Annotated in this window: 23 protein-coding genes and 2 pseudogenes; 17 read left to right on the forward strand and 8 right to left on the reverse strand. The window is 48.5% G+C overall.

What is annotated here, in order from left to right; translation table 11 throughout:
* The first annotated feature begins 30 nt into the window (after positions 1-30).
* On the forward strand, positions 31-303 hold the full coding sequence (locus OGX83_RS08290; RefSeq protein WP_063941461.1) for a hypothetical protein: 273 nt from the start codon (positions 31-33) through the stop codon (positions 301-303).
* 151 nt (positions 304-454) lie between these two features.
* Entirely contained in the window at positions 455-859 is a 405-nt protein-coding gene (locus OGX83_RS08295) for a DUF1398 family protein (protein WP_103285070.1), read from the forward strand.
* A 248-nt stretch (positions 860-1107) separates the two neighbouring features.
* Here OGX83_RS08295 and tnpA read toward each other — a convergent pair.
* Together tnpA and OGX83_RS08305 are read right to left on the reverse strand one after the other, a co-directional pair.
* Positions 1108-1472 (reverse strand): annotated as a pseudogene (gene tnpA, locus OGX83_RS08300) (IS200/IS605 family transposase); the annotation flags it as partial.
* A 193-nt stretch (positions 1473-1665) separates the two neighbouring features.
* Positions 1666-1833 (reverse strand): annotated as a pseudogene (locus tag OGX83_RS08305) (isocitrate/isopropylmalate family dehydrogenase); the annotation flags it as partial.
* Positions 1834-1983: 150 nt separating this feature from the next.
* Between OGX83_RS08305 and OGX83_RS08310 the strand changes: the two are divergent.
* Positions 1984-2325, forward strand: a complete 342-nt coding sequence (locus tag OGX83_RS08310; RefSeq protein WP_231587310.1) for a hypothetical protein — start codon at positions 1984-1986, stop codon at positions 2323-2325.
* A gap of 374 nt (positions 2326-2699) precedes the next feature.
* On the opposite strand, the gene OGX83_RS08315 is transcribed toward OGX83_RS08310, so the two are convergent.
* From OGX83_RS08315 to icd, 3 genes are all read right to left on the reverse strand, one after another.
* The gene (locus OGX83_RS08315) at positions 2700-3416 is read right to left on the reverse strand and encodes an HNH endonuclease (protein ID WP_045281728.1); all 717 of its coding nucleotides are present in this window, start codon (positions 3414-3416) and stop codon (positions 2700-2702) included.
* A 569-nt stretch (positions 3417-3985) separates the two neighbouring features.
* Positions 3986-6286 carry an SIR2 family protein gene (locus OGX83_RS08320; protein ID WP_158654534.1) on the reverse strand — a complete coding sequence of 767 codons (2301 nt, stop codon included), beginning with the start codon at positions 6284-6286 and terminating at the stop codon, positions 3986-3988.
* A 623-nt stretch (positions 6287-6909) separates the two neighbouring features.
* Positions 6910-8160 (reverse strand): NADP-dependent isocitrate dehydrogenase, encoded by a 1251-nt coding sequence (icd, locus tag OGX83_RS08325; protein ID WP_079935311.1) that lies wholly within the window; start codon positions 8158-8160, stop codon positions 6910-6912.
* 202 nt (positions 8161-8362) lie between these two features.
* Here icd and rluE point away from each other — a divergent pair, with 202 nt between their 5' ends.
* The 9 genes from rluE (at position 8363) to roxA (ending at position 17184) form a co-directional block, all read left to right on the forward strand.
* A complete protein-coding gene (rluE, locus tag OGX83_RS08330; protein ID WP_137378236.1) occupies positions 8363-8986 on the forward strand; it encodes a 23S rRNA pseudouridine(2457) synthase RluE in 624 nt (207 codons plus the stop codon).
* A gap of 34 nt (positions 8987-9020) precedes the next feature.
* Positions 9021-9959, forward strand: a complete 939-nt coding sequence (locus OGX83_RS08335) for a hypothetical protein (protein WP_286587758.1) — start codon at positions 9021-9023, stop codon at positions 9957-9959.
* A gap of 9 nt (positions 9960-9968) precedes the next feature.
* The gene (locus tag OGX83_RS08340) at positions 9969-10430 is read left to right on the forward strand and encodes an NUDIX hydrolase (RefSeq protein WP_286587760.1); all 462 of its coding nucleotides are present in this window, start codon (positions 9969-9971) and stop codon (positions 10428-10430) included.
* A gap of 53 nt (positions 10431-10483) precedes the next feature.
* The gene (mnmA, locus tag OGX83_RS08345) at positions 10484-11590 is read left to right on the forward strand and encodes a tRNA 2-thiouridine(34) synthase MnmA (RefSeq protein ID WP_003832402.1); all 1107 of its coding nucleotides are present in this window, start codon (positions 10484-10486) and stop codon (positions 11588-11590) included.
* 34 nt (positions 11591-11624) lie between these two features.
* A complete protein-coding gene (gene hflD / locus OGX83_RS08350) occupies positions 11625-12266 on the forward strand; it encodes a high frequency lysogenization protein HflD (protein WP_003832401.1) in 642 nt (213 codons plus the stop codon).
* A 3-nt stretch (positions 12267-12269) separates the two neighbouring features.
* Positions 12270-13640, forward strand: coding sequence for an adenylosuccinate lyase (gene purB / locus OGX83_RS08355; RefSeq protein ID WP_032943086.1), 1371 nt, complete (start codon positions 12270-12272; stop codon positions 13638-13640).
* 195 nt (positions 13641-13835) lie between these two features.
* A complete protein-coding gene (gene phoP, locus OGX83_RS08360) occupies positions 13836-14507 on the forward strand; it encodes a two-component system response regulator PhoP (protein ID WP_003846709.1) in 672 nt (223 codons plus the stop codon).
* The gene (gene phoQ, locus OGX83_RS08365; protein ID WP_008784442.1) at positions 14507-15970 is read left to right on the forward strand and encodes a two-component system sensor histidine kinase PhoQ; all 1464 of its coding nucleotides are present in this window, start codon (positions 14507-14509) and stop codon (positions 15968-15970) included. Before phoP ends, phoQ begins: the two co-directional genes overlap by 1 nt.
* 92 nt (positions 15971-16062) lie before the next feature.
* Complete coding sequence (gene roxA / locus OGX83_RS08370) at positions 16063-17184, forward strand: [50S ribosomal protein L16]-arginine 3-hydroxylase (protein ID WP_003030786.1); 1122 nt, start codon at positions 16063-16065, stop codon at positions 17182-17184.
* Between the two features lie 102 nt (positions 17185-17286).
* On the opposite strand, the gene pepT is transcribed toward roxA, so the two are convergent.
* Complete coding sequence (gene pepT / locus OGX83_RS08375; protein WP_286587762.1) at positions 17287-18513, reverse strand: peptidase T; 1227 nt, start codon at positions 18511-18513, stop codon at positions 17287-17289.
* 250 nt (positions 18514-18763) lie between these two features.
* Between pepT and potA the strand changes: the two genes are divergently transcribed.
* From potA to OGX83_RS08400, 5 genes are all read left to right on the forward strand, one after another.
* On the forward strand, positions 18764-19900 hold the full coding sequence (gene potA, locus OGX83_RS08380) for a spermidine/putrescine ABC transporter ATP-binding protein PotA (protein WP_003832287.1): 1137 nt from the start codon (positions 18764-18766) through the stop codon (positions 19898-19900).
* Complete coding sequence (potB, locus tag OGX83_RS08385; RefSeq protein WP_032943032.1) at positions 19884-20741, forward strand: spermidine/putrescine ABC transporter permease PotB; 858 nt, start codon at positions 19884-19886, stop codon at positions 20739-20741. Before potA ends, potB begins: the two co-directional genes overlap by 17 nt.
* Complete coding sequence (gene potC / locus OGX83_RS08390; RefSeq protein WP_111465768.1) at positions 20738-21517, forward strand: spermidine/putrescine ABC transporter permease PotC; 780 nt, start codon at positions 20738-20740, stop codon at positions 21515-21517. Before potB ends, potC begins: the two co-directional genes overlap by 4 nt.
* 27 nt (positions 21518-21544) lie before the next feature.
* Positions 21545-22591 (forward strand): spermidine/putrescine ABC transporter substrate-binding protein PotD, encoded by a 1047-nt coding sequence (gene potD / locus OGX83_RS08395; RefSeq protein ID WP_003030797.1) that lies wholly within the window; start codon positions 21545-21547, stop codon positions 22589-22591.
* A gap of 137 nt (positions 22592-22728) precedes the next feature.
* Positions 22729-23235 carry a methyltransferase family protein gene (locus OGX83_RS08400; protein WP_008784438.1) on the forward strand — a complete coding sequence of 169 codons (507 nt, stop codon included), beginning with the start codon at positions 22729-22731 and terminating at the stop codon, positions 23233-23235.
* 21 nt (positions 23236-23256) lie between these two features.
* Here OGX83_RS08400 and cobB read toward each other — a convergent pair whose 3' ends face one another.
* Positions 23257-24078, reverse strand: coding sequence for a Sir2 family NAD+-dependent deacetylase (gene cobB / locus OGX83_RS08405; protein ID WP_003832281.1), 822 nt, complete (start codon positions 24076-24078; stop codon positions 23257-23259).
* 15 nt (positions 24079-24093) lie between these two features.
* Positions 24094-25005: an N-acetylglucosamine kinase gene (gene nagK / locus OGX83_RS08410; RefSeq protein WP_020996481.1), complete on the reverse strand. Its 912-nt coding sequence runs from the start codon at positions 25003-25005 to the stop codon at positions 24094-24096.
* Positions 25006-25019: the final 14 nt, after the last annotated feature.

A 25019-nucleotide genomic window follows, 5' to 3' on the forward strand; every position in this document is an offset into this window, starting at 1 on the left:
CATAGGAATGCACTAATAAGAGGTAATCAAATGAAAATCTTTATCACTGACAATGACGGGAACCTGATTCCTGTTGACGGAAAAAGCGTTGTCATCGAATTGAATAGTGGCGGAACCATCGAGATCGCCGAGGAGTACAGCCGGGACGATGTTCCTGAAGGCATTAATCTGTGGGGCGGACGAGAACCCTCCCCTTCACTCTCTTTCGAGGAAATCAAAGCCAGAACAGAAGGCCTGGGCGTTTATCCCATCGCAGCCAACGCTCTGCATGTATTTCCGTACAAACTTTCAGCAAAAGAATAATTGCACACACCGGGTGCGCACGCGTAAATGGGCTGTACGCAATTGCTCTCATGGCTTTGCTGTCCGCACCAAGAAGTCAGACCAGATTGAAGTGATAAAACCGTTCGTGCACACTATACGCTCTCATGACTAACAATAGGTTATAACCCTGATGGATCAGGTTGATGTTCTTGAAAAGATGTTTGAGCAAGTGAGAAAGGAACATAACTTTCCGTGGTTTTACTCTGAACTAAAACGCCAGAATATTGCTTATTATATTTACTACCTGGCTACTGATAACATCAGAGTTGTGACAGAAAATGATGAAGTAATATTAATAAGAGGGAAAAGAGACTTATTGAAAGTCAGTACAAACAAGAACCCGGAACAAGTAAAAAAAGCAGCCCAGATTCATTATTCCGGGAAATCCACATTTCGTGAATATACTGCAACACTTGTCAATGCTGGCGTTTTCCGATGGGTTACGGATGTCAATGATAACAAACGGCATTACTACTCTGTTGACGATACGCTTTTATACATGGAAGATGTTGAGAACAATAATCCATTAATATAATGATAGTTGAACTAGTAGTCCGATTTCTTCCACTCAGCACCGTAGAAGCTGGCTTAAGGGACAAACCCGCGTGAAGGATCACCACATCGGGCTACTGTCATAGTTAATGCGGAACACTGCGGCGACATAACGCATGATTATGTCATTGTACTGTGCTTAATTGATTGGACACCCAGGTATATGAAATCCGCAATTAAGCTGGCTCAGTTAATTCAGGCATTGCGTCCTGATATACTCCTGCAGGTAGTTATCTTCGCCGTTTTCTTACCTACCATGTCGACGTAGTAACCTCTGCACCAGAACTCCCTGTTCCTGTATTTAAACTTCATATCACCAAACTGCTCATACAACATCAGACTGCTTTTCCCTTTCAGATACCCCATAAAGCCGGATACGCTCATTTTGGGCAGGATTTCCATAAGCATATGGATACGATCTGCACAGCACTCCTATTCCAGGATCCGCACGTTTTTCACTCACACAGCTTTCTTAAGATGCTGCCTATCGCCCTACCTTTCTCCCCGTAGAATGCTTGTCTTCGGTATTTAGGCCCAAAAACTATGTGATATTTACAGTTCCATCGGGTGTGCACTAAGTTCTTTTCGTCTCCCATTGGGACCCTCTTTTGATTTCTTGTTTAATCCTTGCAGTTGCCAGACCGCAAGGTGTTTTAACAAATCAAAAGGGGTTTTAATAACTGGCCCAAAGCTGAAAGCTTTCCGGCCCCCCAGTCTAGCTGGGGGTTTTCTGTGCACAAAAAAACGGGAACCTCTCGGCTCCCGTTCTCATATAACCCAGGATCTGGATTACATGTTTTCGATGATCGCGTCACCAAACTCTGAACATTTCAGCAACTTAGCACCGTCCATCAGACGTTCGAAGTCATAGGTTACGGTCTTGGCGTTAATCGCGCCTTCCATACCTTTAACAATCAGGTCAGCCGCTTCGACCCAACCCATGTGGCGTAACAGTAGATTTAGCAATTTATTATATCCAATTGAATTAAAACGATTTTATGCTTAGCAAGTATCTAAACTTGTTTTTTTACCTTCACGATAACTCACTGATTTTGTATAGTTTACGTAGCATTTTGATAACCACTTTAGGGCTAAATGGAGGTTCGCTTGAAAACTTCTGTTCTCATTCAGAAATTAATGGAAATTGACAAAACTGTGCCATTCGATGCGGACGTAGTGACCGGTGAGGAATGGTGGCCGACCCCTATTTCTCGTGTTTATCACAATCCGCCACATACCTATGTAGAATTTGAAACAGGTGAACAATCGCCAGATGATCCTGACGAGCTAAGTATTTATAGCGAATTAGAAATTCGTGCACATCAAATGATGCAAATTAGAGATTTTGTGCAATCTAACAAGGGGCTGAAGCCTGAAGAAATTGTTTCGGAAATAAACGTTCAAATTGAACGTCTGAGAGCAATGGCTGAGGCAATTTTGAAACAATAATTCATGTTCTATGTTCTTCATACCGGCAGTGGGTTCAACTCCCGCCTGCTCCACCAATCATGATTGGAAAGTGATAGTACATCACCAGCAATAACAGGAAGTTAGCAGTCTCAGCAGGACACCGACCAGACGGTGATGGGGCAAAAAAGGATACACAAAGGAGCCGTGGCTCCAGAGTGACATGAAAGCTCGCTGATGCGGGCTTTTTTGTTTTTGCTCCTTTGCCTCATTCGCCACGCTCAATGCGACCACAAACAGCAGCCCACTTTTCTTTCACCATAGCCTGTCACCTTCCCCTCATTCCTGCTTTTTAGCCATAACTTATGTGAGCGTCTGCTATGAGCGAAGTGCAGACGTTGAGGGCTATAAGAAGACTACTTAATGTTAGTCGGCTTCAACACAAGCGTGCCGTAGTGTGCTTCGCGGTGACAGTTCGGACAGAGTGCGATAGCATTTTCAACAGAGTCTTCTCCACCGTTAGCAAGCCACTCCACATGATGCACTTCAAGATACGGTCTACCATCTTCCCGCTTGAATGGTGCATCACGTAGGCAGCTTTGACACTTACCTCCAGCTAAGGCTAATACCTCTGCTACAACGAGGGGATTACGCTTGAAGGTATAGCTCTTTATAATGACCCTTTCTGGCGTGGTGTTGGCTGTAGCCAGCTTCTCTCTACGTTGTTCTGAGGTAAGTTGAGACGCTGTTTCTATGGCCTTTTCAAACTCACTTTTAACCGGACGTGTTAGCCATTTGCCGTCTGAAGCTTCATAGATTTCAAAAACACCATGAAGTGCGGAATCATAGACCTCGAAAACGTTTCCGCGCTTGAAAAGTCGATCATATTCATGGTGGCGATGGGTGGCATCATCTGTTCGTCTGGCAGTCCTGTTAAAACTCCAGTGACCACGATTGCAGTTAACTGCGTTAACTATCAGATTCAAATAAGTATTGTCTTTGTAATGTGGAAATCTTTTCTTTAAAATTGCATCGACCTGAGCAGCCGTAGCTTTTCCAGCAAACTCGTTTTCAACTATCTCAGCGGTTGTTGTGCGGATTGGTTTATCACCATAAACATACTTACGAGCCATTTCTCTATTCCTTGAAAAGTTCTGGAAGGTGTTGCTGAAGCATAGGCGCGGTGAACATCTTTGACCTGCTCCCAGCAAACTAACATAGCATGATGTAAGCAAGTTCCGCTCCTGGCACAAAGCGGGCTGACATACTGAGCTTAAGGTCCGCTGTGAGCGAGAAGCGAACATTGACATATCTGTTATAGTAACCAAATTTAGCTATTCACTACAGTTGTTAGTGGTTGGTCAGGACTATATGTAAAGATTGCCGTTATACAGTTGGGTAGTAATCAGGGGCTGGTTGGTTAATTTTGGTGATAATATGAAAAGATCAGAGTAAGAAAACACAGATTCAAAAGGGGGTTATGAGATTGTAATCGCACTAAATCCCTGAGAGTATCCTTAACTGATTTTATGCACCCTGCATAAAGTGATCATTAGTCACTTAGATTTTTCTTAAGTCTATTTAAAAAATTTTCTACAGCTTTAAACTAAAATGAACACCAATATTTGGTCAAGTATTATATGTTAATGTTAAAAACCGCCATTAGGCATACAAACAAACTTGCTTTAATGGCGGTTTTTATTTATCCTAAAGACTTATTGATTTGTTTTAGGAGTCTTCCGACATTTCCAATTTTATTATCTTTATCGGCCTCTTCTCCCAGCCATTCTTTGGACTTTCTAAGATATCCTCGAGCCGTATCATCCCTATATTTTCTCCAATACTTCAGGGACTGATCTGCATATGACATAGCATGAAATGCCTTTCTTAAATCAGCATCATGACATTGCTCTAACGACTCCATACTTTCATCCAATGCTTTTCTAACATCATTTGAATCCGCTCTGCCAATATTTGCTTTAAACTTAATAATCGCGTAAGAGTTTCTGACAGACCAGTTACCGCTTCCACTTTTCGCTATGGCCTCATCAATAACAATAAATGCTCTTTCATGATTACCTCTTCTACTCAAATAGAGCGCTTTCTGCTGCAAGTTAAAGGGGGAAGCATGTTTTCTAAAGATAATATCATATATTTCCTCACCATCATTGGTTTCTGGAAATGCTTTTTCAAATAACCTGGCATCATAAGCGCGTCTTTTAAAAGCATCATAATTAGGAATACAAAAACGTGATACATTATTATGGAAGTTAACTAACATACAAGCAAGTTCTTTTTCTGGAGCTATAGTTGTAATATGTTCCGCCAGTAGGTTTGAGCGAATTGAGAAGCAATCCTGATCACTATCAGAATATTCACCAACGTTCTCAGATAAGCAACTACTCAATATCTGTATTAAAGCATATATTTCTTCATGCCCAACACGTTCCCCTTGGAAATAACTGTAAATAACATCCATTGATGTCACGCTTCGGCTATTATGAAGGTAGCAAGCCAGCAAAAATAGTTGCACTAACTTCTCATCCCTCTTCTTTAATTCATTCAGAACATTCTTAAATCTTTCTTTAATACTTGGAGTGCGACAGTTATGCTCAATTAATTCAAATAATGAATCGCCATCTTTCTTATTATAAAATTTTCTTGATTTTAAATCCACTGGTATATTATCCGTAATCCCTTGGCAATCAGCATCAGTTATTTGAGTGATATCAATTATCTCGATGTTTTTCCTTAAAAAGTTTGCCCTAGAAGCTGAGAGGTAAGCATAATCTCTTTCAGCTATAACTAATTTAATATTTGACTTGAGAGAAAGGTTATTAAGAGCATCCATTGAAGTTTGCATGTTATCTACAAACAGAAGAACTGGAATATCTTTTAATCTTGCAGCTAGAGTTTCAGCTTTAGTTATAGATATATCCGAGAGAAATAATTTGACGCCATTAAAGTCATGAAATGCTGCCAACTGCATTAATAGGGTTGATTTCCCTGTAGCAGGCCCGCCTGTAATTAGTATATTCTTCCCGCTATTTATATATTCCTCAACAATTGAATAATAACTCAATCTAATTACGCGAGATGAATAAATATCACTCCAGGAGGGATTGGCCCCTTGGTAAAAGTCATTAATTGACCGTCTTTCTATTTCTGAATGAGACGGTACAGAATATTCCATAAACGGATTTTGATACTTATTAATTGTACCATCAACGGAATCAATACCTTCGAAGCTAGATAAATAATCTAAAAACTCCTCTGTATCTGCACGTATTATCTTAAGGTCTAATGATTGATAATATTCAATCTCACCCTCATCAACAAACTTAGGGTGTACAATTATCCAAGCATTTTTCCTGTTTTTATCATTCAGTGCATCTGCAAATACCTGTAAAGTTCCCGCATCCTTTAGTGCATACCCCCAAAAAACAGTTGGGAATTTATTCATTACAGATTTTAAATAATTCCACTTTGTTGGTTCAGTTGAAAAAGCATTAGCAATATCAAGGTCACCAAATATTAAATGAGACTCAGGATCACTGACCGACCCATGTAAATAAAAATAATCTATAGCAATCTTATCTCTAAAGCTTACGCCATTAAACATTGCATTATTAACATATTTATGAGGATTTCCTTTGAATATTTTCTCTACAAGATTATCTATATTTGTAGTAAATATATTCTTAATGTTTACATTCGCCAATTGCTGATATTTAGAACTAAAATCGCCAACTTCATATCTAGCTCGTATGTAACGGTAAAGGTCCTCTCTCCTGGATCTAGAGATTAAAGTACACAATTGAGGTAGCTGTAGTATGGATGGAGAACCTGGAAACTCTCTGATAATTTCCTTTCTAAGCCCATCACCAATCGGAAGTATTTCCCCATTTTTATCAGAAGCTAAAACAGAAAACCCAGCCCCGGTAAAAACATTAATACCTTCTCGCAAAACTCGCTCAAAAGTATTTTTACTTTCAATTTCCATTAGAGATTCCCTATATTTGTTTAGAAGTTGAGGCTTTATTTTAAGAGATAGCATTGATTTTAGTGAAACTTCTGGTCAGAAAAGCCTATGATTTTAACTTTATCCTTTATTTTACGAACTTTCAAATGTTGATTGGCAGGATTTAAAAATAACACAACCAATTGAAATACAATGCTTTATCGTATCTAAATCATATCACCTAATAACAATGTTAATTCTGTCCGTAAAGTTAAAAACACACATTGAAGACATTATAACTTCGAGTTCGTACAGTCAAGAATCGCCTCTGGCGGTGATGGCGGGCGACAACTTTTGACAACTCATACCCATCACCAACTGACTGACCTGTTTGCGGTTGTTTAACACACTGCTATGTCATCAACGTCCGCTTCTGGCACAGAACGGACCTAAACATTAACAAGCGTGTACCAGAAATAATAAAAAGCTGAAGAATGTCAAATGGGGACCTGGCAGTAGAACTGGCATCTGACCGACCATCCTACTCCAAACTCCCAAGGGGGTTTTGATAACTTATTTTGATAAAATTTTGATAACCGTTAGCAGCCTAACAAAAAACAACGGGAGCGTTACGCTCCCGTTAATGAATTTAACAAATTACCGCATTACATGTTTTCGATGATTGCGTCGCCAAACTCGCTACATTTCAGCAGTTTAGCGCCTTCCATCAGACGTTCGAAATCGTAAGTTACGGTCTTGGCGTTGATCGCGCCTTCCATACCTTTAACAATCAGGTCAGCCGCTTCAGTCCAACCCATGTGGCGCAGCATCATTTCAGCAGACAGAATGATGGAACCTGGGTTCACTTTATCCTGACCTGCATACTTCGGTGCAGTACCGTGGGTTGCTTCGAACAGAGCGCATTCGTCACCGATGTTTGCACCCGGCGCGATACCAATACCACCAACCTGTGCGGCCAGCGCATCGGAGATGTAGTCACCGTTCAGGTTCATACAGGCAATCACGTCATACTCAGCCGGACGCAGCAGGATCTGTTGCAGGAACGCATCGGCGATAACGTCCTTAACCACGATCTCTTTACCGGTTTTCGGGTTCTTGATTTTCACCCATGGACCGCCGTCGATCAGTTCACCACCGAATTCTTCACGTGCTAACTGGTAACCCCAGTCTTTGAACGCGCCTTCGGTGAACTTCATGATGTTGCCTTTGTGTACCAGGGTAACTGAATCACGATCGTTGGCGATGGCGTATTCAATCGCTGCACGCACCAGGCGTTTAGTCCCTTCTTCAGAACACGGTTTGATACCAATGCCGCAATGTTCCGGGAAGCGGATTTTCTTCACGCCCATCTCTTCGCGCAGGAATTTAATCACTTTCTCAGCATCGGCAGAGTCAGCTTTCCACTCGATACCCGCGTAGATGTCTTCGGAGTTTTCGCGGAAGATGACCATGTCGGTCAGTTCAGGGTGTTTAACCGGGCTTGGTGTGCCCTGATAATAACGCACCGGACGCAGGCAGACATACAGGTCAAGTTCCTGACGCAGAGCTACGTTCAGAGAGCGAATACCGCCGCCAACAGGGGTGGTCAGAGGGCCTTTAATGGCAACACGATATTCACGAATCAGATCTAAGGTTTCAGCAGGCAGCCAGACGTCCTGGCCATAAACCTGAGTGGATTTCTCGCCGGTGTAGATTTCCATCCAGGAGATTTTACGCTCGCCTTTATAGGCTTTCTCGACAGCAGCATCGACAACTTTGATCATCGGTGGGGTTACATCAACGCCGATACCGTCGCCTTCAATGAACGGGATAATCGGATTTTCAGGAACGTTGAGTTTGCCGTTTTGCAGGGTGATCTTCTTACCTTCCGCCGGAACAACTACTTTGCTTTCCATTCACCTCTCCTTCGAGCGCTTCTGGTTCTGCTCGTCTGTCATCACGCTGCATGTGCGTTTGCGTCCTGCTACACGGATGCGTTAGAGCAACTTTTTGTTAATGATTTGTAATGAGCGTGTCAATACTACCCTATTGTTCGCCGCCATGAAAGACACTCGTTCTTAGGCTATAATGCGGCAATTGATATAATCTGAAAATACCATGCAAAAAACTTCTTTTAGAAATCACCGGGTTGAGCGATTCAGCTCACGACAAGTCACTAAGCAGCGTAAAGAAAACCAGCCAAAACGCGTGGTTTTGTTCAATAAACCCTACGATGTTTTGCCACAATTTACTGACGAGGCTGGCAGAAGCACGTTAAAAGATTTTATTCCCGTGCCGGGAATTTATGCGGCGGGCCGACTCGACCGGGACAGCGAAGGGCTTTTGGTGCTGACCAATGACGGCGCGCTGCAGGCGCGGTTAACGCAACCTGGTAAGCGTACCGGGAAAATTTATTACGTCCAGGTTGAAGGCGAGCCGACAGCAGAAGCGCTGGACGCCCTGCGTAACGGAGTAACGCTCAATGATGGCCCCACGCTACCCGCAGGCATTGAAGTAGTAGAGGAGCCCGTATGGCTGTGGCCGAGAAATCCGCCGATTCGGGAACGGAAAAACATTCCCACCAGCTGGTTGAAAGTTACCTTATATGAAGGTCGCAACCGTCAGGTACGTCGTATGACAGCGAATGTTGGATTTCCTACGCTGCGCCTCATCCGCTATGCCATGGGGGATTACACGCTGGAAAATCTTGCTAACGGCGAGTGGCGGGAACTGAAATCGTAACCGTACGGTTTAACGTGAGTGTTAACAGGGAAGAATGAAAAAAATGGATAAGCAGCTTTTTGCAGCATTCATCCTGCTCGGCGCGTCACCGTTTTGTTCAGCAAAACTGGACTGTGAGACAATTGCCGGAACAGCAGCCGGAGAGGCAAACTACCTTTATGAGTCTGCCAAAGTAAAAACCGACTCACGCCTGCATTTCTATTCTGCACCAGCAACAGAGTGTAAACTCCCCGCGTTCATGGTCAATGGCGACACCGTCGAGGTGCTCAGGAGTTCACAGCGCTACAAAAGCACGGGCATGCTTTCCAAAGATGAGCCTTATCGTTACGTACGTTATCGGGACGCTAAAGGAACCTTCGCCACTGGCTGGGTCTCGGTTAATGGATTAACGCCGTTATCCAGTCCGCTTGCAGTAAGCGCGTCTTGCCAGACATGGGCAAATAAAGCGATGTCGCAGCGCGGGTTCTTACCCTCCTCCTCCACAAACCACTATCAGGTAACAGGAGACACCCGCGCATGGTTCTATGCGATGCCAACCGAACAGTGTCGCAGCCCGTCCGTATTTTTAGTGCCCGGCGACCTCGTCTCTGTACAAGAACAATCCAACGATGATTTTATGGAAGCGGTCTATTACACCACCGATCGCCAAATTATACGCGGTTGGTTAAAAAAGTCGCAGTTACAGGCTATAAACAGCGGTGACCACTATCGCGACGACATCAACCCGCTGTCGACAGAAAAAGCAACGAGAGTCGCCACCCTTGGGCTACGTCACGACCACCAATGTATCTTTTATGAAAGCTGGAATGCTAAAAAGGCCATTGAGATTATCGTGCGCGAGGATCATCAAACCGCATTGTGCCGTGGAGGGGCCGACCCACAAACGTCACCTCCCGTGGCTTATATCAGTATTGACAAGGCCAGCGGCGAAATTAGCTGGCCAGATGTTACCGAAGGATTTGCTGAGGAATAAGGGGAAAACATGTTCAAACCGCACGTCACGGTCGCCTGCATTGTGCATGCAGAAGATAAATTCTTAGTCGTTGAAGAAACGATCAATGGCAAAGCCTTGTGGAATCAACCTGCAGGACACCTGGAAGCCGATGAAACGCTGGTGCAAGCCGCAGCACGCGAACTGTGGGAAGAAACGGGCATTAAAGCGCAGCCGCAGCATTTCATTCGTATGCATCAATGGATTGCACTGGACAGAACGCCCTTTTTGCGTTTTCTTTTCTCTATCGAGCTTGCCAATATGTGCGCTACAGAACCCCATGACAGCGATATAGATTGCTGTCGTTGGGTCAGCGCAGAAGAGATTTTCTCTGCGCCAAACCTGCGTTCGCCGTTGGTTGCGGAGAGTATTCGCTGTTATCTGAGCGGACAGCGCTACCCACTGGCCATGATCGGCGAATTTAACTGGCCGTTTACAGAGGGTGTCAAGTAAAGGGCTGCGTGCTAGAATATGCCGCCTTGAAGTTCAATGTCGTGAGTATTCCTATGTCTGAAAGTCCAAAAAAAGTGATCGTCGGCATGTCCGGCGGTGTCGATTCCTCCGTTTCTGCCTGGCTGTTACAACAACAGGGCTATCAGGTAGAAGGCCTGTTCATGAAGAACTGGGAAGAGGACGATGGCGAGGAATACTGCACAGCGGCCGCCGACCTTGCGGATGCGCAGGCTGTCTGTGACAAACTCGGCATTGAACTGCATACCGTCAACTTTGCCGCAGAATACTGGGACAACGTCTTTGAACTGTTCCTTGAAGAGTACAAAGCGGGCCGTACGCCGAACCCGGATATTCTGTGCAATAAAGAAATTAAGTTTAAAGCCTTCCTTGAGTTTGCCGCCGAAGATTTAGGTGCCGATTACATCGCCACCGGTCACTACGTGCGTCGCGCGGATGTCGACGGCAAAAGCCGCCTGCTGCGTGGGCTCGATGGCAATAAAGACCAGAGTTATTTCCTCTATACGCTCGGCCATGAGCAAATCGCGCAAAGCCTGTTCCCGGTCGGTGAACTGGAAAAACCGCAGGTGCGTAAAATTGCCGAAGATCTTGGTCTGATTACGGCCAAGAAAAAAGACTCCACCGGCATCTGCTTCATTGGCGAACGTAAGTTCCGCGAGTTTCTTGGTCGTTATCTGCCGGCTCAGCCAGGCAAAATCATCACCGTTGACGGCGAAGAGATTGGCCAGCATCAGGGGCTGATGTACCACACTCTGGGTCAGCGTAAAGGTCTGGGTATTGGCGGAACGAAAGAAGGGACAGAAGATCCATGGTATGTGGTGGATAAAGACGTTGAGAATAACATTCTGGTTGTCGCTCAGGGTCATGAACATCCACGTCTGATGTCCGTTGGCCTGGTGGCGCAACAGTTGCATTGGGTCGATCGCGAACCGTTCACCGGCACCATGCGCTGCACGGTGAAAACCCGCTATCGTCAGACCGACATTCCGTGCACCGTTAAGGCACTGGATGCTGAGCGTATTGAAGTCATTTTCGACGAGCCAGTCGCGGCGGTCACGCCGGGTCAGTCGGCTGTCTTTTACAATGGCGAAGTGTGCCTCGGCGGCGGCATTATCGAACAACGATTGCCTCTGCCGGTATAATTACTTACACATTTGATACAAGGAAGCAGTGAACGTGGCAAAGAATTATTATGACATCACCCTCGCCCTGGCAGGCATTTGTCAGTCGGCACGCCTGGTGCAGGAACTGGCGCACCAGGGGCATTGTGATGCCGATGCATTACACGTTTCACTGAACAGTGTCATCGACATGAATCCCAGCTCTACGCTGGGCGTGTTTGGCGGCAGCGAAGCCAACCTGCGTCTTGGCCTTGAAACGCTGCTTGGCGTGCTGAACGCCAGCAGTCGTCAGGGACTGAATGCGGAACTCACCCGCTATACGCTAAGCCTGATGGTGCTGGAGCGTAAGCTGTCAGCAGCCAAGGGCGCTATGGACACGCTGGGAGACCGTATTAGCGGCTTGCAGCGCCAGCTGGACCATTTTGATTTGCAGTCAGAAACGTTGATGAGTGCGATGGCTGGCATTTATGTTGACGTCATCAGCCCACTCGGCCCGCGTATTCAGGTCACGGGTTCCCCGGCCATCCTTCAGAGCCCACAAGTACAGGCTAAAGTACGCGCTTCGCTGCTGGCTGGCATCCGTGCTGCCGTGCTCTGGCATCAGGTTGGTGGAGGCCGTCTGCAACTCATGTTTTCTCGTAATCGCCTGACGACTCAGGCAAAACAAATTCTTGCTCATTTAACCCCGGAGTTGTGATCTATGGAATTATCCTCACTGACCGCCGTTTCCCCTGTCGATGGACGCTACGGCGATAAAGTCAGCGCGCTGCGCGGGATTTTCAGCGAATACGGTTTGCTGAAATTCCGTGTACAGGTTGAAGTACGCTGGCTGCAAAAACTGGCCGCGCACGCAGCGATCAAGGAAGTTCCTGCTTTTGCTGCCGACGCAATCGGTTTCCTTGATGCGATCGTCGCTAACTTCAATGAAGAAGATGCTGCGCGCATCAAAACCATTGAGCGTACGACCAACCATGATGTGAAGGCAGTTGAGTATTTCCTGAAAGAGAAAGTGGCGGATATCCCGGAACTGCATGCCGTTTCCGAATTTATCCACTTTGCGTGTACCTCAGAAGACATCAACAACCTGTCTCACGCGCTGATGCTGAAAACCGCACGCGACGAAGTGGTTCTGCCGTACTGGCGTAAGCTTATCGACGCGGTGAAAGATCTGTCTGTACAGTATCGCGATATTCCTCTGCTCTCCCGTACCCACGGTCAGCCAGCCACCCCGTCTACGCTAGGCAAAGAAATGGCTAACGTGGCTTACCGTATGGAGCGTCAGTATCGTCAGCTCAACCAGGTTGAAATTCTTGGTAAGATCAATGGTGCAGTCGGTAACTATAACGCCCACATCGCCGCTTACCCGGAAGTTGACTGGCATCAGTTCAGCGAAGAGTTTGTCACCTCGCTGGGCATCCAGTGGAACCCGTACACCACGCAGATTGAGCCGCACGACTACATTGCCGAGCTGTTTGACTGCATCGCCCGTTTCAACACCATCCTGATCGACTTTGACCGCGATGTCTGGGGTTACGTGGCGCTGAACCATTTCAAACAGAAAACCATCGCGGGTGAAATCGGCTCTTCCACCATGCCGCACAAAGTTAACCCTATTGATTTCGAAAACTCCGAGGGTAACCTGGGTCTGTCTAACGCGGTACTGCAGCATCTGGCAAGCAAACTGCCGGTCTCCCGCTGGCAGCGTGACCTGACTGACTCTACCGTTCTGCGTAACCTGGGCGTAGGTATTGGCTATGCGCTGATCGCCTATCAGTCCACGCTGAAAGGCGTGAGCAAACTGGAAGTGAACCGCGATCATCTGCTGGATGAACTGGACCATAACTGGGAAGTTCTGGCAGAGCCGATTCAGACCGTGATGCGTCGCTACGGTATTGAGAAGCCGTACGAGAAGCTGAAAGAACTGACCCGCGGTAAGCGCGTTGACGCCGAAGGTATGAAGCAGTTTATCGACAGTCTGGCGCTGCCGGAAGAAGAGAAAACTCGCCTGAAAGCAATGACGCCTGCCAATTATATTGGTCGTGCCATCACCATGGTTGATGAACTGAAGTAATCTGTTTGATGCCGGAGCGCGCTTGCACCTGTTCCGGTATTTCGTTCATATCGTAGTAAGCCGGAATGCATCAGCGTTTCCGGCTTTTTTATTGCCCACGAGATTATCCCTTTGTCCGGTTTATTAAATGTTTATCCCCACAGCCACATAATCAGCGTTAAACTATTCATACCATTATTTTAGGGAGAAACGATGATGCGCGTACTGGTTGTCGAGGATAATGCTTTATTACGCCACCACCTCAAGGTTCAGTTGCAGGATTTAGGGCATCAGGTGGATGATGCAGAAGATGCGAAGGAAGCGGACTATTATCTGAATGAACATCTGCCGGATATCGCGATCGTTGATTTAGGACTCCCCGATGAAGATGGTTTGTCGCTGATCCGCCGCTGGCGCAGTAATGAGGTTTCGCTGCCGATTCTGGTATTAACCGCGCGTGAAGGCTGGCAGGATAAAGTGGAAGTCCTCAGCGCTGGCGCTGACGATTACGTCACCAAACCGTTTCACATCGAAGAAGTGGCTGCGCGCATGCAGGCACTGATGCGCCGCAACAGCGGTCTGGCATCGCAAATTATCTCCCTTCCGCCTTTTCAGGTGGATCTCTCTCGACGCGAGTTATCCGTCAATGATGAAGTTATCAAGCTCACTGCGTTTGAATACACCATTATGGAAACGCTCATCCGTAATAATGGCAAAGTGGTCAGTAAAGATTCGCTCATGCTGCAGCTTTACCCGGATGCCGAGCTGCGCGAAAGTCACACCATTGATGTTCTAATGGGACGTCTGCGTAAGAAAATTCAGGCGCAATATCCGGACGACGTCATCACCACCGTGCGTGGTCAGGGATATCTTTTTGAACTGCGCTAATGAATAAACTATTGCGTCATTTTTTCCCGCTATCGCTACGGTTGCGCTTTTTACTGGCAACCGCAGGCGTTGTATTAGTGCTCTCGCTGGCCTACGGCATGGTTGCTCTGGTGGGCTACAGCGTCAGCTTTGATAAGACAACGTTTCGCCTGCTGCGGGGTGAAAGTAATCTGTTTTATACCCTGGCAAAGTGGGAAAACGGCAAGATAAACGTCGAGTTGCCTGAAAATCTCGATATGCAAAGCCCAACAATGTCGCTGATCTATAACGAAAGCGGTGAGTTGTTGTGGGCTCAGCGCAATGTTCCCTGGCTGACGAAAAGTATCCAACCGGACTGGCTAAAAACGAACGGTTTTCATGAAATTGAAGCCAATGTAGACGCCACCAGCACTTTACTGGGCGAAGATCACTCCGCTCAGCAGCAGTTAAAAGAAGTCAGAGAAGATGATGACGACGCCGAAATGACCCACTCCGTGGCGGTGAACGTCTACCCCGCCACAGCCAGAATGCCGCAACTGACCATTGTAGTTGTCGATACCATTCCTATAGAGCTGAAGCGCTCGTATATGGTCTGGAGCTGGTTTATTTATGTGCTGGTCGCCAATCTGTTGCTGGTCATTCCGTTGTTATGGGTAGCAGCCTGGTGGAGCCTGCGGCCAATTGAATCGCTAGCGCGTGAAGTCCGTGAGCTTGAGGAACATCATCGTGAGATGCTAAACCCCGCCACCACACGCGAATTGACCAGCCTGGTTCGTAATCTCAATCGACTTTTAAAAAGTGAACGTGAGCGCTACGATAAATACCGCACCACGTTAACCGATCTCACTCATAGCCTGAAAACGCCACTGGCGGTACTGCAAAGTACGTTGCGCTCAATGCGTAATGAAAAGATGAACGTCAGCGACGCAGAGCCTATCATGCTGGAACAAATCAGCCGTATTTCCCAACAGATAGGCTATTACCTGCATCGCGCCAGTATGCGTGGCAGCAGTGCCCTACTCAGCCGCGAGCTGCACCCGGTCGCGCCGTTGCTGGATAAGCTCACCTCGGCGCTGAATAAAGTGTATCAGCGTAAAGGGGTCAACATTAATCTCGATATCTCACCTGAGATCAGCTTTGTGGGCGAACAGAATGATTTTGTCGAGGTATTGGGCAACGTCTTGGATAACGCCTGTAAATATTGTCTGGAGTTTGTCGAGATTTCGGCGCAACTGTCTGAGGATCAGCTGCATATTCTGGTCGAAGACGATGGTCCTGGTATTCCGCAAAGCAAACGGGAAGTGGTGTTTGACCGCGGACAGCGCGTAGATACGCTACGTCCAGGACAAGGCGTCGGTCTGGCGGTGGCGCGAGAAATCACCGAACAGTATGACGGGCAGATTATTGCTGGTGATAGCCTGCTGGGTGGTGCGCGCATGGAAGTTATTTTTGGCCGCCAGCAGCCGGGCCAGAAAGACGAGTAATCATCGCATGTAATAAATATGTACTGACTTCACGCTTGAGGTTAAGTATCCGTTATAATCGGTTGCAGATACCAGCCTGCGGGATGCTCACTATGGAATACCAACTCACACTTAATTGGCCCGATTTTCTTGAACGCCACTGGCAGAAACGCCCGGTGGTCTTAAAACGCGGGTTTAATAACTTTATTGATCCTCTTTCTCCTGACGAACTGGCTGGACTGGCAATGGAAAGCGAAGTCGACAGCCGACTCGTCAGCCATCAGGATGGTAAATGGCAGGTTAGCCACGGTCCCTTCGAAAGCTACGACCATCTTGGCGAGAACAACTGGTCTTTGCTGGTGCAGGCGGTCAACCACTGGCACGAACCTACCGCCGCGCTGATGCGCCCGTTCCGTGAATTACCGGACTGGCGTATCGACGATCTGATGATTTCTTTCTCTGTACCCGGTGGCGGCGTTGGCCCGCACCTGGATCAGTACGATGTATTTATCATTCAGGGAACCGGTCGTCGTCGCTGGCGCGTAGGCGAAAAGCTGCAGTTGAAGCAGCACTGCCCTCACCCGGATCTCCTTCAGGTCGACCCGTTTGAAGCTATCATCGATGAAGAGCTGGAACCCGGCGATATCCTGTACATTCCACCGGGATTCCCGCACGAAGGCTATGCGTTAGAAAACGCGATGAACTATTCGGTTGGCTTCCGTGCGCCAAACACTCGCGAGCTGATCAGCGGCTTCGCCGATTACGTTTTACAACGCGAACTGGGCAGCACCTATTACAGCGATCCTGATCTGCCACCGCGCGATCATCCGGCAGATGTTCTGCCGCAGGAAATGGACAAGCTGCGCGAAATGATGCTGGGCCTGATTAATCAGCCAGAACATTTCCAGCAGTGGTTTGGCGAGTTTATTTCTCAGTCTCGTCATGAGCTGGATATTGCCCCGCCGGAGCCACCGTATCAGCCAGACGAAATTTATGATGCCCTGAAACAAGGTGATGTGTTAGTGCGTCTGGGCGGATTGCGCGTATTGCGCATTGGCGACGACGTCTACGCTAACGGTGAGAAAATTGATTCACCGCATCGCCCTGCGCTGGAAGCGCTGGCCAGTCATATTGTGCTGACGGCTGAGAACTTTGAGGATGCGCTGGAAGATCCTTCTTTCCTTGCCATGCTTGCCGCGCTGGTCAACAGCGGGTACTGGTTCTTCGAAGGGTAATGCGGACTGTGCCTGATGCGACGCAATGCGTCTTATCAGGCCTACTGGAGTGAAATATTGTAGGCCGGATAAGCAAAGCGCCATCCGGCAACTACACATATTTTATTTTTGTTTCGCGGTCAATTCAGCAATACGCACAATCACCTGCACCGCTTTTTCCATTCCTTCCAGGGTTACAAACTCATGCTTACCATGATAGTTGTAGCCACCGGTGAACAGATTCGGACACGGTAATCCCATAAATGACAGCTGTGCGCCGTCAGTGCCGCCACGGATCGGTTTCAGCACCGGCTCAATATCGCAATCGCGCATCGCCTGCTGGGCGATATCCAGCACGTGCGGATGCTCAATCACTTTTTCGCGCATATTGTAGTAACTGTCTTCAATCACCAGTTCGATATAGCAGTCCGGGTGTAACCCTTTGCCGACCTTCTTGGCGATATCCATGATCTTGCGTTTACGCGCTTCAAACTGCTTACGGTCAAAATCACGAATAATGTAGTGCATATCCGCCCGATCGACCGTCCCTTTCATGCTCGCCAGATGATAAAAGCCTTCGTAGCCTTCCGTCTTCTCCGGGCTTTCATCTGCCGGGACCTCAGCGTGAATACGCGCCGCCAGCGACAGCGCATTCACCATCACCCCTTTTGCGGTGCCGGGATGCACATTGTTGCCAACAATTTTGATATTGACCGACGCGGCGTTGAAGTTTTCAAACTCCAGCTCACCTACGCCACCACCGTCAACGGTATAGGCCCACTGCGCATCGAATGCCGCAACATCAAAATGCTTCGCCCCTTTACCCACTTCTTCGTCCGGCGTAAAGGCTACGCGGATATCACCGTGCGGAATATCTTTTTGGATAAGCACAGCCAGCGCGGTCATGATTTCCGCCACGCCTGCTTTATCATCCGCGCCCAGCAACGTTTTACCGTCTGTGGTGATCAGCGTCTGACCCAGAAGTTGATGCAGCACCGGGAACATCACCGGCGATAAAACTTCATCACCAATGCCTAACGCAATATCGCCACCGCGATAGTTTTCAACGATTTGCGGATTGACATTTTTACCGCTGAAATCCGGTGAGGTATCCACATGGGAAATAAAGCCGATCGCAGGAATATTACCAGCAACGTTCGCGGGTAACGTTGCCATCAGCGTACCTTTTTCGCTCAGTGAAATATTAACCAGCCCCATCTCTTCGAGCTGTTGTTTGAGCAGTTGTAATAATTTCCACTGTCCTTCGGTGCTGGGAACCTGCCGCACGCCCGATTTTGATTGGGTGTCCAGCGACACGTAGTGTAAAAAACGCTCAAGTAGTTTATCCATGCAGTCACCCTCACTTTTTGTGACAACATTATCAATAAGCAACAAAAGACAAATATTGCGTCAGGTCACTTTTATCCCCGCAAGTGAGAATATTTCGCCCTGACATCCCCTCTGACTATAGGGCTAAGTCAGTAATTCGCAACAAGGATTGGCGATTACAATGGTTTGCCGTAGAATAACGGCCCTCATTAAGAGTCATCAAGGTGGTTAACCACAAACCCCGCATCGGTCAGCCATCCGTTGCGTTTACATGGGACAGAGTAAAAAATTGAATAAACAACCGCGTTCGCTTTCTCCACTGGTGCAATTAGCGGGAATTCGCAAAAGTTTCGATGGCAAAGAGGTGATTTCCAGCCTGGATTTGACCATCAATAATGGCGAGTTTCTTACGCTACTTGGCCCCTCTGGCTGCGGTAAAACAACCGTTCTTCGCCTGATTGCCGGTCTGGAAACGGTTGATTCCGGTCATATTTTGTTGGACAACGAGGACATCACTCACGTTCCAGCGGAAAATCGCTACGTGAATACCGTCTTCCAAAGCTATGCGCTATTCCCCCACATGACTGTGTTTGAAAATGTGGCCTTTGGTTTGCGCATGCAAAAAACGCCCGCAGCCGACATTTCTCCCCGCGTTACCGAAGCCCTGCGCATGGTGCAACTGGAAGAGTTCGCCCAGCGAAAACCGCATCAACTTTCCGGCGGACAGCAGCAGCGCGTAGCGATTGCCCGAGCAGTGGTCAACAAACCCCGCTTACTCTTGTTAGATGAATCCCTCTCTGCGCTGGACTACAAACTGCGTAAGCAGATGCAGAATGAACTGAAAGCACTGCAGCGTAAGCTTGGTATCACTTTTGTCTTTGTCACACACGATCAGGAAGAAGCGCTGACTATGTCTGACCGCATCGTGGTGATGCGCGATGGTAAGATTGAGCAGGACGGTACGCCGCGCGAAATCTACGAAGAGCCAAAGAATCTGTTTGTCGCCGGGTTTATCGGTGAGATCAATATGTTTAACGCCACGGTGATTGAACGTCTGGATGAACAGCGTGTTCGTGCTAACGTTGAAGGCCGCGAGTGCAATATTTATGTCAACTTCGCGGTAGTTCCCGGACAAAAGCTGCACGTCCTGTTACGCCCTGAAGATTTGCGCGTTGATGAAATCAACGATGATAATCATATCGAAGGCCTGATCGGCTACGTGCGTGAACGCAACTACAAAGGCATGACGCTGGAGTCGGTTGTGGAACTGGAAAATGGCAAGATGGTGATGGTCAGCGAATTCTTCAACGAAGACGATCCTGACTTTGACCACTCGCTCGACCAGAAAATGGCAATTAACTGGGTAGAAAGCTGGGAGGTCGTACTGGCTGATGAAGAGCACAAGTAAATTCCAGAGTGTGGTGATCTTCACCATTGTCGGTTGGCTTGTGTTATTTGTCTTTCTGCCCAACCTGATGATCATCGGCACCAGCTTTTTGACCCGTGACGACGCCAATTTCGTCAAAATGGTCTTTACGCTGGAGAACTATACGCGCCTGCTCGATCCGCTCTATTTTGAGGTACTGGTTCACTCCCTCAATATGGCGCTGATTGCCACGCTCGCCTGTCTGGTACTCGGCTACCCGTTTGCCTGGTTTTTGGTAAAACTGCCGGAAAAAGTACGCCCGCTGCTGCTGTTCCTGCTGATTGTTCCGTTCTGGACCAATTCTCTGATTCGCATCTACGGACTCAAAATTTTCCTCAGTACCAAAGGTTATCTCAACGAGTTTCTGTTATGGCTCGGCGTTATCGATACACCCATTCGCATTATGTTTACTCCCAGCGCGGTGATTATCGGGCTGGTATACATCCTGCTGCCGTTTATGGTGATGCCGCTCTATTCCAGCATTGAAAAGCTCGATAAACCGCTGCTGGAAGCCGCACGCGATTTAGGCGCCAGTAAGCTTCAGACCTTCACCCGCATCATTATTCCGTTAACGATGCCGGGGATTATCGCCGGATGTTTGCTGGTCATGCTGCCCGCAATGGGGCTGTTTTACGTTTCCGACTTAATGGGCGGCGCGAAAAACCTGCTGATTGGTAACGTAATTAAAGTTCAGTTCCTGAACATCCGCGACTGGCCGTTTGGTGCAGCCACCAGCATTACGCTGACCATCGTGATGGGTCTGATGCTGCTGATCTACTGGCGCGCCTCCCGCTTACTGAACAAGAAGGTGGAACTCGAATGATCGGTCGACTGCTTCGCGGCGGTTTTATGACCGCTATCTACGCGTATCTGTATATTCCAATCATCATTCTGATTGTGAACTCCTTTAACAGTTCGCGCTTTGGCATCAACTGGCAGGGTTTTACTACTAAATGGTACGGCCTGCTGATGAATAACGACAGCCTGTTGCAGGCGGCGCAGCACTCGCTGACGATGGCGGTGCTATCCGCCACCTTTGCCACCTTGATTGGCTCACTCACTGCGGTTGCGCTGTACCGTTACCGTTTTCGCGGTAAACCGTTCGTCAGTGGCATGCTGTTCGTGGTGATGATGTCGCCGGATATTGTGATGGCAATATCTCTGCTGGTGCTGTTTATGCTGATCGGCATTCAACTGGGCTTCTGGTCGCTGCTGTTCTCGCATATCACTTTTTGTCTGCCTTTTGTGGTGGTGACGGTTTACTCTCGCCTGAAAGGTTTTGATGTCCGCATGCTTGAGGCGGCTAAAGATTTGGGTGCCAGCGAAGTAACTATTCTGCGCAAGATAATACTGCCACTGGCTATGCCTGCGGTGGCTGCGGGTTGGTTGCTGAGTTTTACGCTGTCGATGGATGATGTTGTTGTTTCATCTTTCGTCACCGGACCGGGTTATGAAATTTTGCCATTAAAAATCTACTCAATGGTTAAAGTCGGCGTGTCACCAGAGGTGAACGCGCTGGCGACCATTTTGTTGGTTCTGTCGCTGGCTATGGTTATTGCCAGCCAGCTTATTGCACGTGATAAAACCAAGGGCCGCTAAGGCCCTTAATTCAGGGGACGTTAAATGATGAAAAAATGGTCACGCCACCTGCTCGCGGCGGGTGCTCTGGCACTGGGCATGAGCGCCGCTCACGCGAATGACAACAACACGCTCTATTTCTATAACTGGACTGAATACGTCCCACCGGGTCTGCTGGAACAGTTCACTAAAGAAACCGGCATTAAGGTTATCTATTCGACCTACGAGTCGAATGAAACCATGTACGCCAAGCTCAAAACCTATAAAGACGGCGCATACGATTTGGTGGTTCCGTCCACCTATTACGTCGATAAAATGCGTAAAGAAGGCATGATCCAGAAGATCGACAAGTCGACGTTGACCAACTTCCACAACCTCGATCCGGAAATGCTCAACAAGCCGTTTGACCCAAACAATGACTACTCCATCCCGTATATCTGGGGTGCGACGGCCATTGGCGTCAACAGCGATGCTATCGATCCGAAAACCGTCACCAGTTGGGCCGATCTGTGGAAGCCGGAGTACAAAGGCAGTCTGCTGTTAACGGATGATGCGCGAGAAGTGTTCCAGATGGCGCTGCGCAAGCTGGGATATTCCGGCAATACCACCGATCCTAAAGAGATTGAAGCCGCCTATAACGAGTTGAAGAAGCTGATGCCTAACGTTGCGGCATTTAACTCTGACAACCCGGCCAACCCGTATATGGAAGGCGAAGTTAATCTGGGGATGGTGTGGAACGGCTCCGCGTATGTTGCGCGTCAGGCGGGCACACCGTTGGAAGTGGTATGGCCGAAAGAAGGTGGCATTTTCTGGATGGACAGCCTGTCTATTCCGGCTAACGCGAAAAACAAAGAAGGTGCGCTGAAGCTGATTAACTTCCTGCTGCGCCCGGACGTCGCGAAAGAAGTCGCAGAAACTATCGGTTACCCGACGCCGAACCTGGCAGCACGCAAGCTGTTAAGTCCTGAGGTCGCGAACGACAAAACGCTCTACCCTGACGCGGAAACCATCAACAAAGGGGAATGGCAAAACGATGTCGGTTCCGCCAGCGCTATCTACGAAGAGTATTATCAGAAGCTAAAAGCAGGACGCTAATACTCGTGCAACCCGGCAGGCGTCGCTGCGCCGGGTTGCTACCTGCCAATCCCTACTTTTTACGCCTTTCGGCTGATTCCCGCTCCCCAGTTTCTGGCTATGCTTACAGTATTCCAGGCCGGCTTCTGAGGCTTCCAATGACAACGCTCTGGCTGCTACTTGAGTTGGCTAATCTGATCGTATTTACGCTGGTGATTCTCCCACGTAAGCAGCCGGTAAACGCTCGTCCTTTGCTGCCTGTCACCGCAACCCGCCTGCTACGGCTCACCTTTTTAATACCGATCCTGGTTTTTGGTTATAGCCTGTTTTTCAGTCATCAGATTGGTCCGGTGGAGTGGGGATGTCTGATTTTGGCGATCGTAGGTAACGCGCTGGTCATCAAAGGAAAATGGGATTTGGGGGAGAGCCATACATGGACAGGCTACTATTTACCCCGTGCAAAAAGGGTCACGCGCGGCATTTTTGCCTGGATTGCGCACCCCATGTATACCGGAATTATTCTGGTGATTATCTCGTGCAGCCTGGTTTACATTACCCGACTACCCATATGGCTGAGCGCACTGGGGCTGATCTGTTGTTTTTACATCGTAGGATTTTTGATTATGGCGGCCCTGCGTGAGGACCGCCAGCTTGTACAGGCTTAAACAGTATTATCCGGATAGCCGTTACAGCCCTTTCAATAACTTCTCAACGAACTCAGGTACTACCTGGCTTGCCGGACCGTAATACTTCTCTTCAAACTCACTGCCTACCTGGCTCGGTTCGAGATTGAGTTCTACCGTATGTGCCCCATGCAGCCGCGCCTCATGCACAAAACCCGCTGCCGGATAAACATGTCCCGATGTGCCAATCGCAATGAACACATCTGCCATTGCCAGCGCCATATAAATTTCATCCATACCCAGCGGCATTTCACCAAACCACACTACGTGTGGTCGCAGCGGTGCCGGAAACTGGCAGCAATGACATTTATCTTCCGGGGTCACATCGCCCGTCCACTCCAGAATCTGCCCGCTTTGCGAACAGCGAACTTTGAGCAGCTCGCCGTGCATATGGATAACGTTCTGGCTGCCCGCACGCTCATGCAGATTATCAATGTTCTGCGTCACCAGTAAAAAACGATCGCCCAGCTCGGCTTCGAGTTTTGCCAGTGCGATATGCGCCGCGTTGGGTTGGATTTCAGGCTGCTGCAACTGATGGCGACGGGCGTTATAAAACGACTGAACCAGTTCCGGGTTTCGACTAAATCCTTCCGGAGTCGCAACGTCCTCTACCCGATGTTCTTCCCAGAGACCATCCGCCGCGCGGAATGTTCGAATTCCTGACTCAGCGGAGATTCCCGCTCCAGTCAGTACCAGCACTCTTGGTTTTTCCATCAATTCAGGCACCACTCTGTCTCTGAAAAAGATTCGTTGACGCAGGCGATCGCGCAAATGGCGTTTATTTTTACGAAAGCGGCTTAACCGATGACCCCGACGCGACAGCATAACAACCTCTTTGTATTAATCGGTAAGATGTAGGAAAGCAGCCCCGCGCATCCCGCCGGCATCACCGTGCCGTGCCTGCTCAATACGCGGTACCCGGGCAACCGGCAGCAGATGACGTGGCAGTCGATCCGCCAGTTGCGTCGTAATAGCGGTAAAATTCGACAAGCCTCCGCCAATCACCACCAAATCAGGATCGACGATAGTCAGGATATTCCCAAGACACACTGCCAGCAAATCCAGATAGCGTTCAACGTGGGCACGCGCGTGTTCGTCACCCTGCTCCCACAGCGCGATGATTTCGCGGGCATCCAGCGGTTGATGGTAGTAATGCTGATACAACCACGCAAATCCACCGCCGGAAAGATAGCTTTCGATGCATCCCAGTTGACCGCATCCGCAGCGGCGCAGCGGGAAATCAAAGCCCATCAGCGTCAGCGCATCGACCGGCAAACGAATATGACCAAACTCACCGGTGATATAGCTGCGCCCGGTGATGGATTTCCCGTTAAGCACCAGGCCGCCGCCGACGCCCGTACCGAGGATCAACCCCATCACCAGCGGATATTGGGTGAACTCGTCATCCCAGGCTTCGGAGAGAGCAAAACAGTTCGCATCGTTATCCAGACGCACATCGCGGTCAAGGCGAGCGCTGAGATCGGCGCGGAGCGGTTTGCCACTGGCGGCAGGAACATTGGCCGCGTACAGCGTGCCGTCTTCGGTTTCCGGCATGCCCGGAATGCCGATGCCTACCGAACCTTTGATGCCGAACCGCTGATCCGCTTCCGTCACCAGATTGCAGACCGCATCAAGGAAAGCGTCGTAGCTGTCGCGAGGCGTAGGAACGCGAGTTTCCCATTGCAGACGACGTTGCTTATCAAACACGCCCAGCGCAATTTTGGTCCCGCCGATGTCAAATCCGTAATACATCACCGCTCCTTGAT

Origin of the sequence: Citrobacter sp. Cpo074, from assembly GCF_030332745.1 — a bacterium.
GTDB classification, from domain to species: Bacteria; Pseudomonadota; Gammaproteobacteria; order Enterobacterales; family Enterobacteriaceae; genus Citrobacter; species Citrobacter portucalensis.

Excerpts from the sequence above, each read along its gene's own strand:
- OGX83_RS08290 (WP_063941461.1), top strand. The coding sequence starts at position 31 with ATGAAAATCTTTATCACTGACAATGACGGGAACCTGATTCCTGTTGAC.
- OGX83_RS08295 (WP_103285070.1), top strand. The coding sequence starts at position 455 with ATGGATCAGGTTGATGTTCTTGAAAAGATGTTTGAGCAAGTGAGAAAG.
- OGX83_RS08315 (WP_045281728.1), bottom strand. The coding sequence starts at position 3,416 with ATGGCTCGTAAGTATGTTTATGGTGATAAACCAATCCGCACAACAACC.
- OGX83_RS08320 (WP_158654534.1), bottom strand. The coding sequence starts at position 6,286 with ATGGAAATTGAAAGTAAAAATACTTTTGAGCGAGTTTTGCGAGAAGGT.
- icd (WP_079935311.1), bottom strand. The coding sequence starts at position 8,160 with ATGGAAAGCAAAGTAGTTGTTCCGGCGGAAGGTAAGAAGATCACCCTG.
- rluE (WP_137378236.1), top strand. The coding sequence starts at position 8,363 with ATGCAAAAAACTTCTTTTAGAAATCACCGGGTTGAGCGATTCAGCTCA.
- OGX83_RS08335 (WP_286587758.1), top strand. The coding sequence starts at position 9,021 with ATGAAAAAAATGGATAAGCAGCTTTTTGCAGCATTCATCCTGCTCGGC.
- OGX83_RS08340 (WP_286587760.1), top strand. The coding sequence starts at position 9,969 with ATGTTCAAACCGCACGTCACGGTCGCCTGCATTGTGCATGCAGAAGAT.
- mnmA (WP_003832402.1), top strand. The coding sequence starts at position 10,484 with ATGTCTGAAAGTCCAAAAAAAGTGATCGTCGGCATGTCCGGCGGTGTC.
- purB (WP_032943086.1), top strand. The coding sequence starts at position 12,270 with ATGGAATTATCCTCACTGACCGCCGTTTCCCCTGTCGATGGACGCTAC.
- phoP (WP_003846709.1), top strand. The coding sequence starts at position 13,836 with ATGCGCGTACTGGTTGTCGAGGATAATGCTTTATTACGCCACCACCTC.
- phoQ (WP_008784442.1), top strand. The coding sequence starts at position 14,507 with ATGAATAAACTATTGCGTCATTTTTTCCCGCTATCGCTACGGTTGCGC.
- roxA (WP_003030786.1), top strand. The coding sequence starts at position 16,063 with ATGGAATACCAACTCACACTTAATTGGCCCGATTTTCTTGAACGCCAC.
- pepT (WP_286587762.1), bottom strand. The coding sequence starts at position 18,513 with ATGGATAAACTACTTGAGCGTTTTTTACACTACGTGTCGCTGGACACC.
- potA (WP_003832287.1), top strand. The coding sequence starts at position 18,764 with ATGGGACAGAGTAAAAAATTGAATAAACAACCGCGTTCGCTTTCTCCA.
- potB (WP_032943032.1), top strand. The coding sequence starts at position 19,884 with ATGAAGAGCACAAGTAAATTCCAGAGTGTGGTGATCTTCACCATTGTC.
- potC (WP_111465768.1), top strand. The coding sequence starts at position 20,738 with ATGATCGGTCGACTGCTTCGCGGCGGTTTTATGACCGCTATCTACGCG.
- potD (WP_003030797.1), top strand. The coding sequence starts at position 21,545 with ATGAAAAAATGGTCACGCCACCTGCTCGCGGCGGGTGCTCTGGCACTG.
- OGX83_RS08400 (WP_008784438.1), top strand. The coding sequence starts at position 22,729 with ATGACAACGCTCTGGCTGCTACTTGAGTTGGCTAATCTGATCGTATTT.
- cobB (WP_003832281.1), bottom strand. The coding sequence starts at position 24,078 with ATGCTGTCGCGTCGGGGTCATCGGTTAAGCCGCTTTCGTAAAAATAAA.
- nagK (WP_020996481.1), bottom strand. The coding sequence starts at position 25,005 with ATGTATTACGGATTTGACATCGGCGGGACCAAAATTGCGCTGGGCGTG.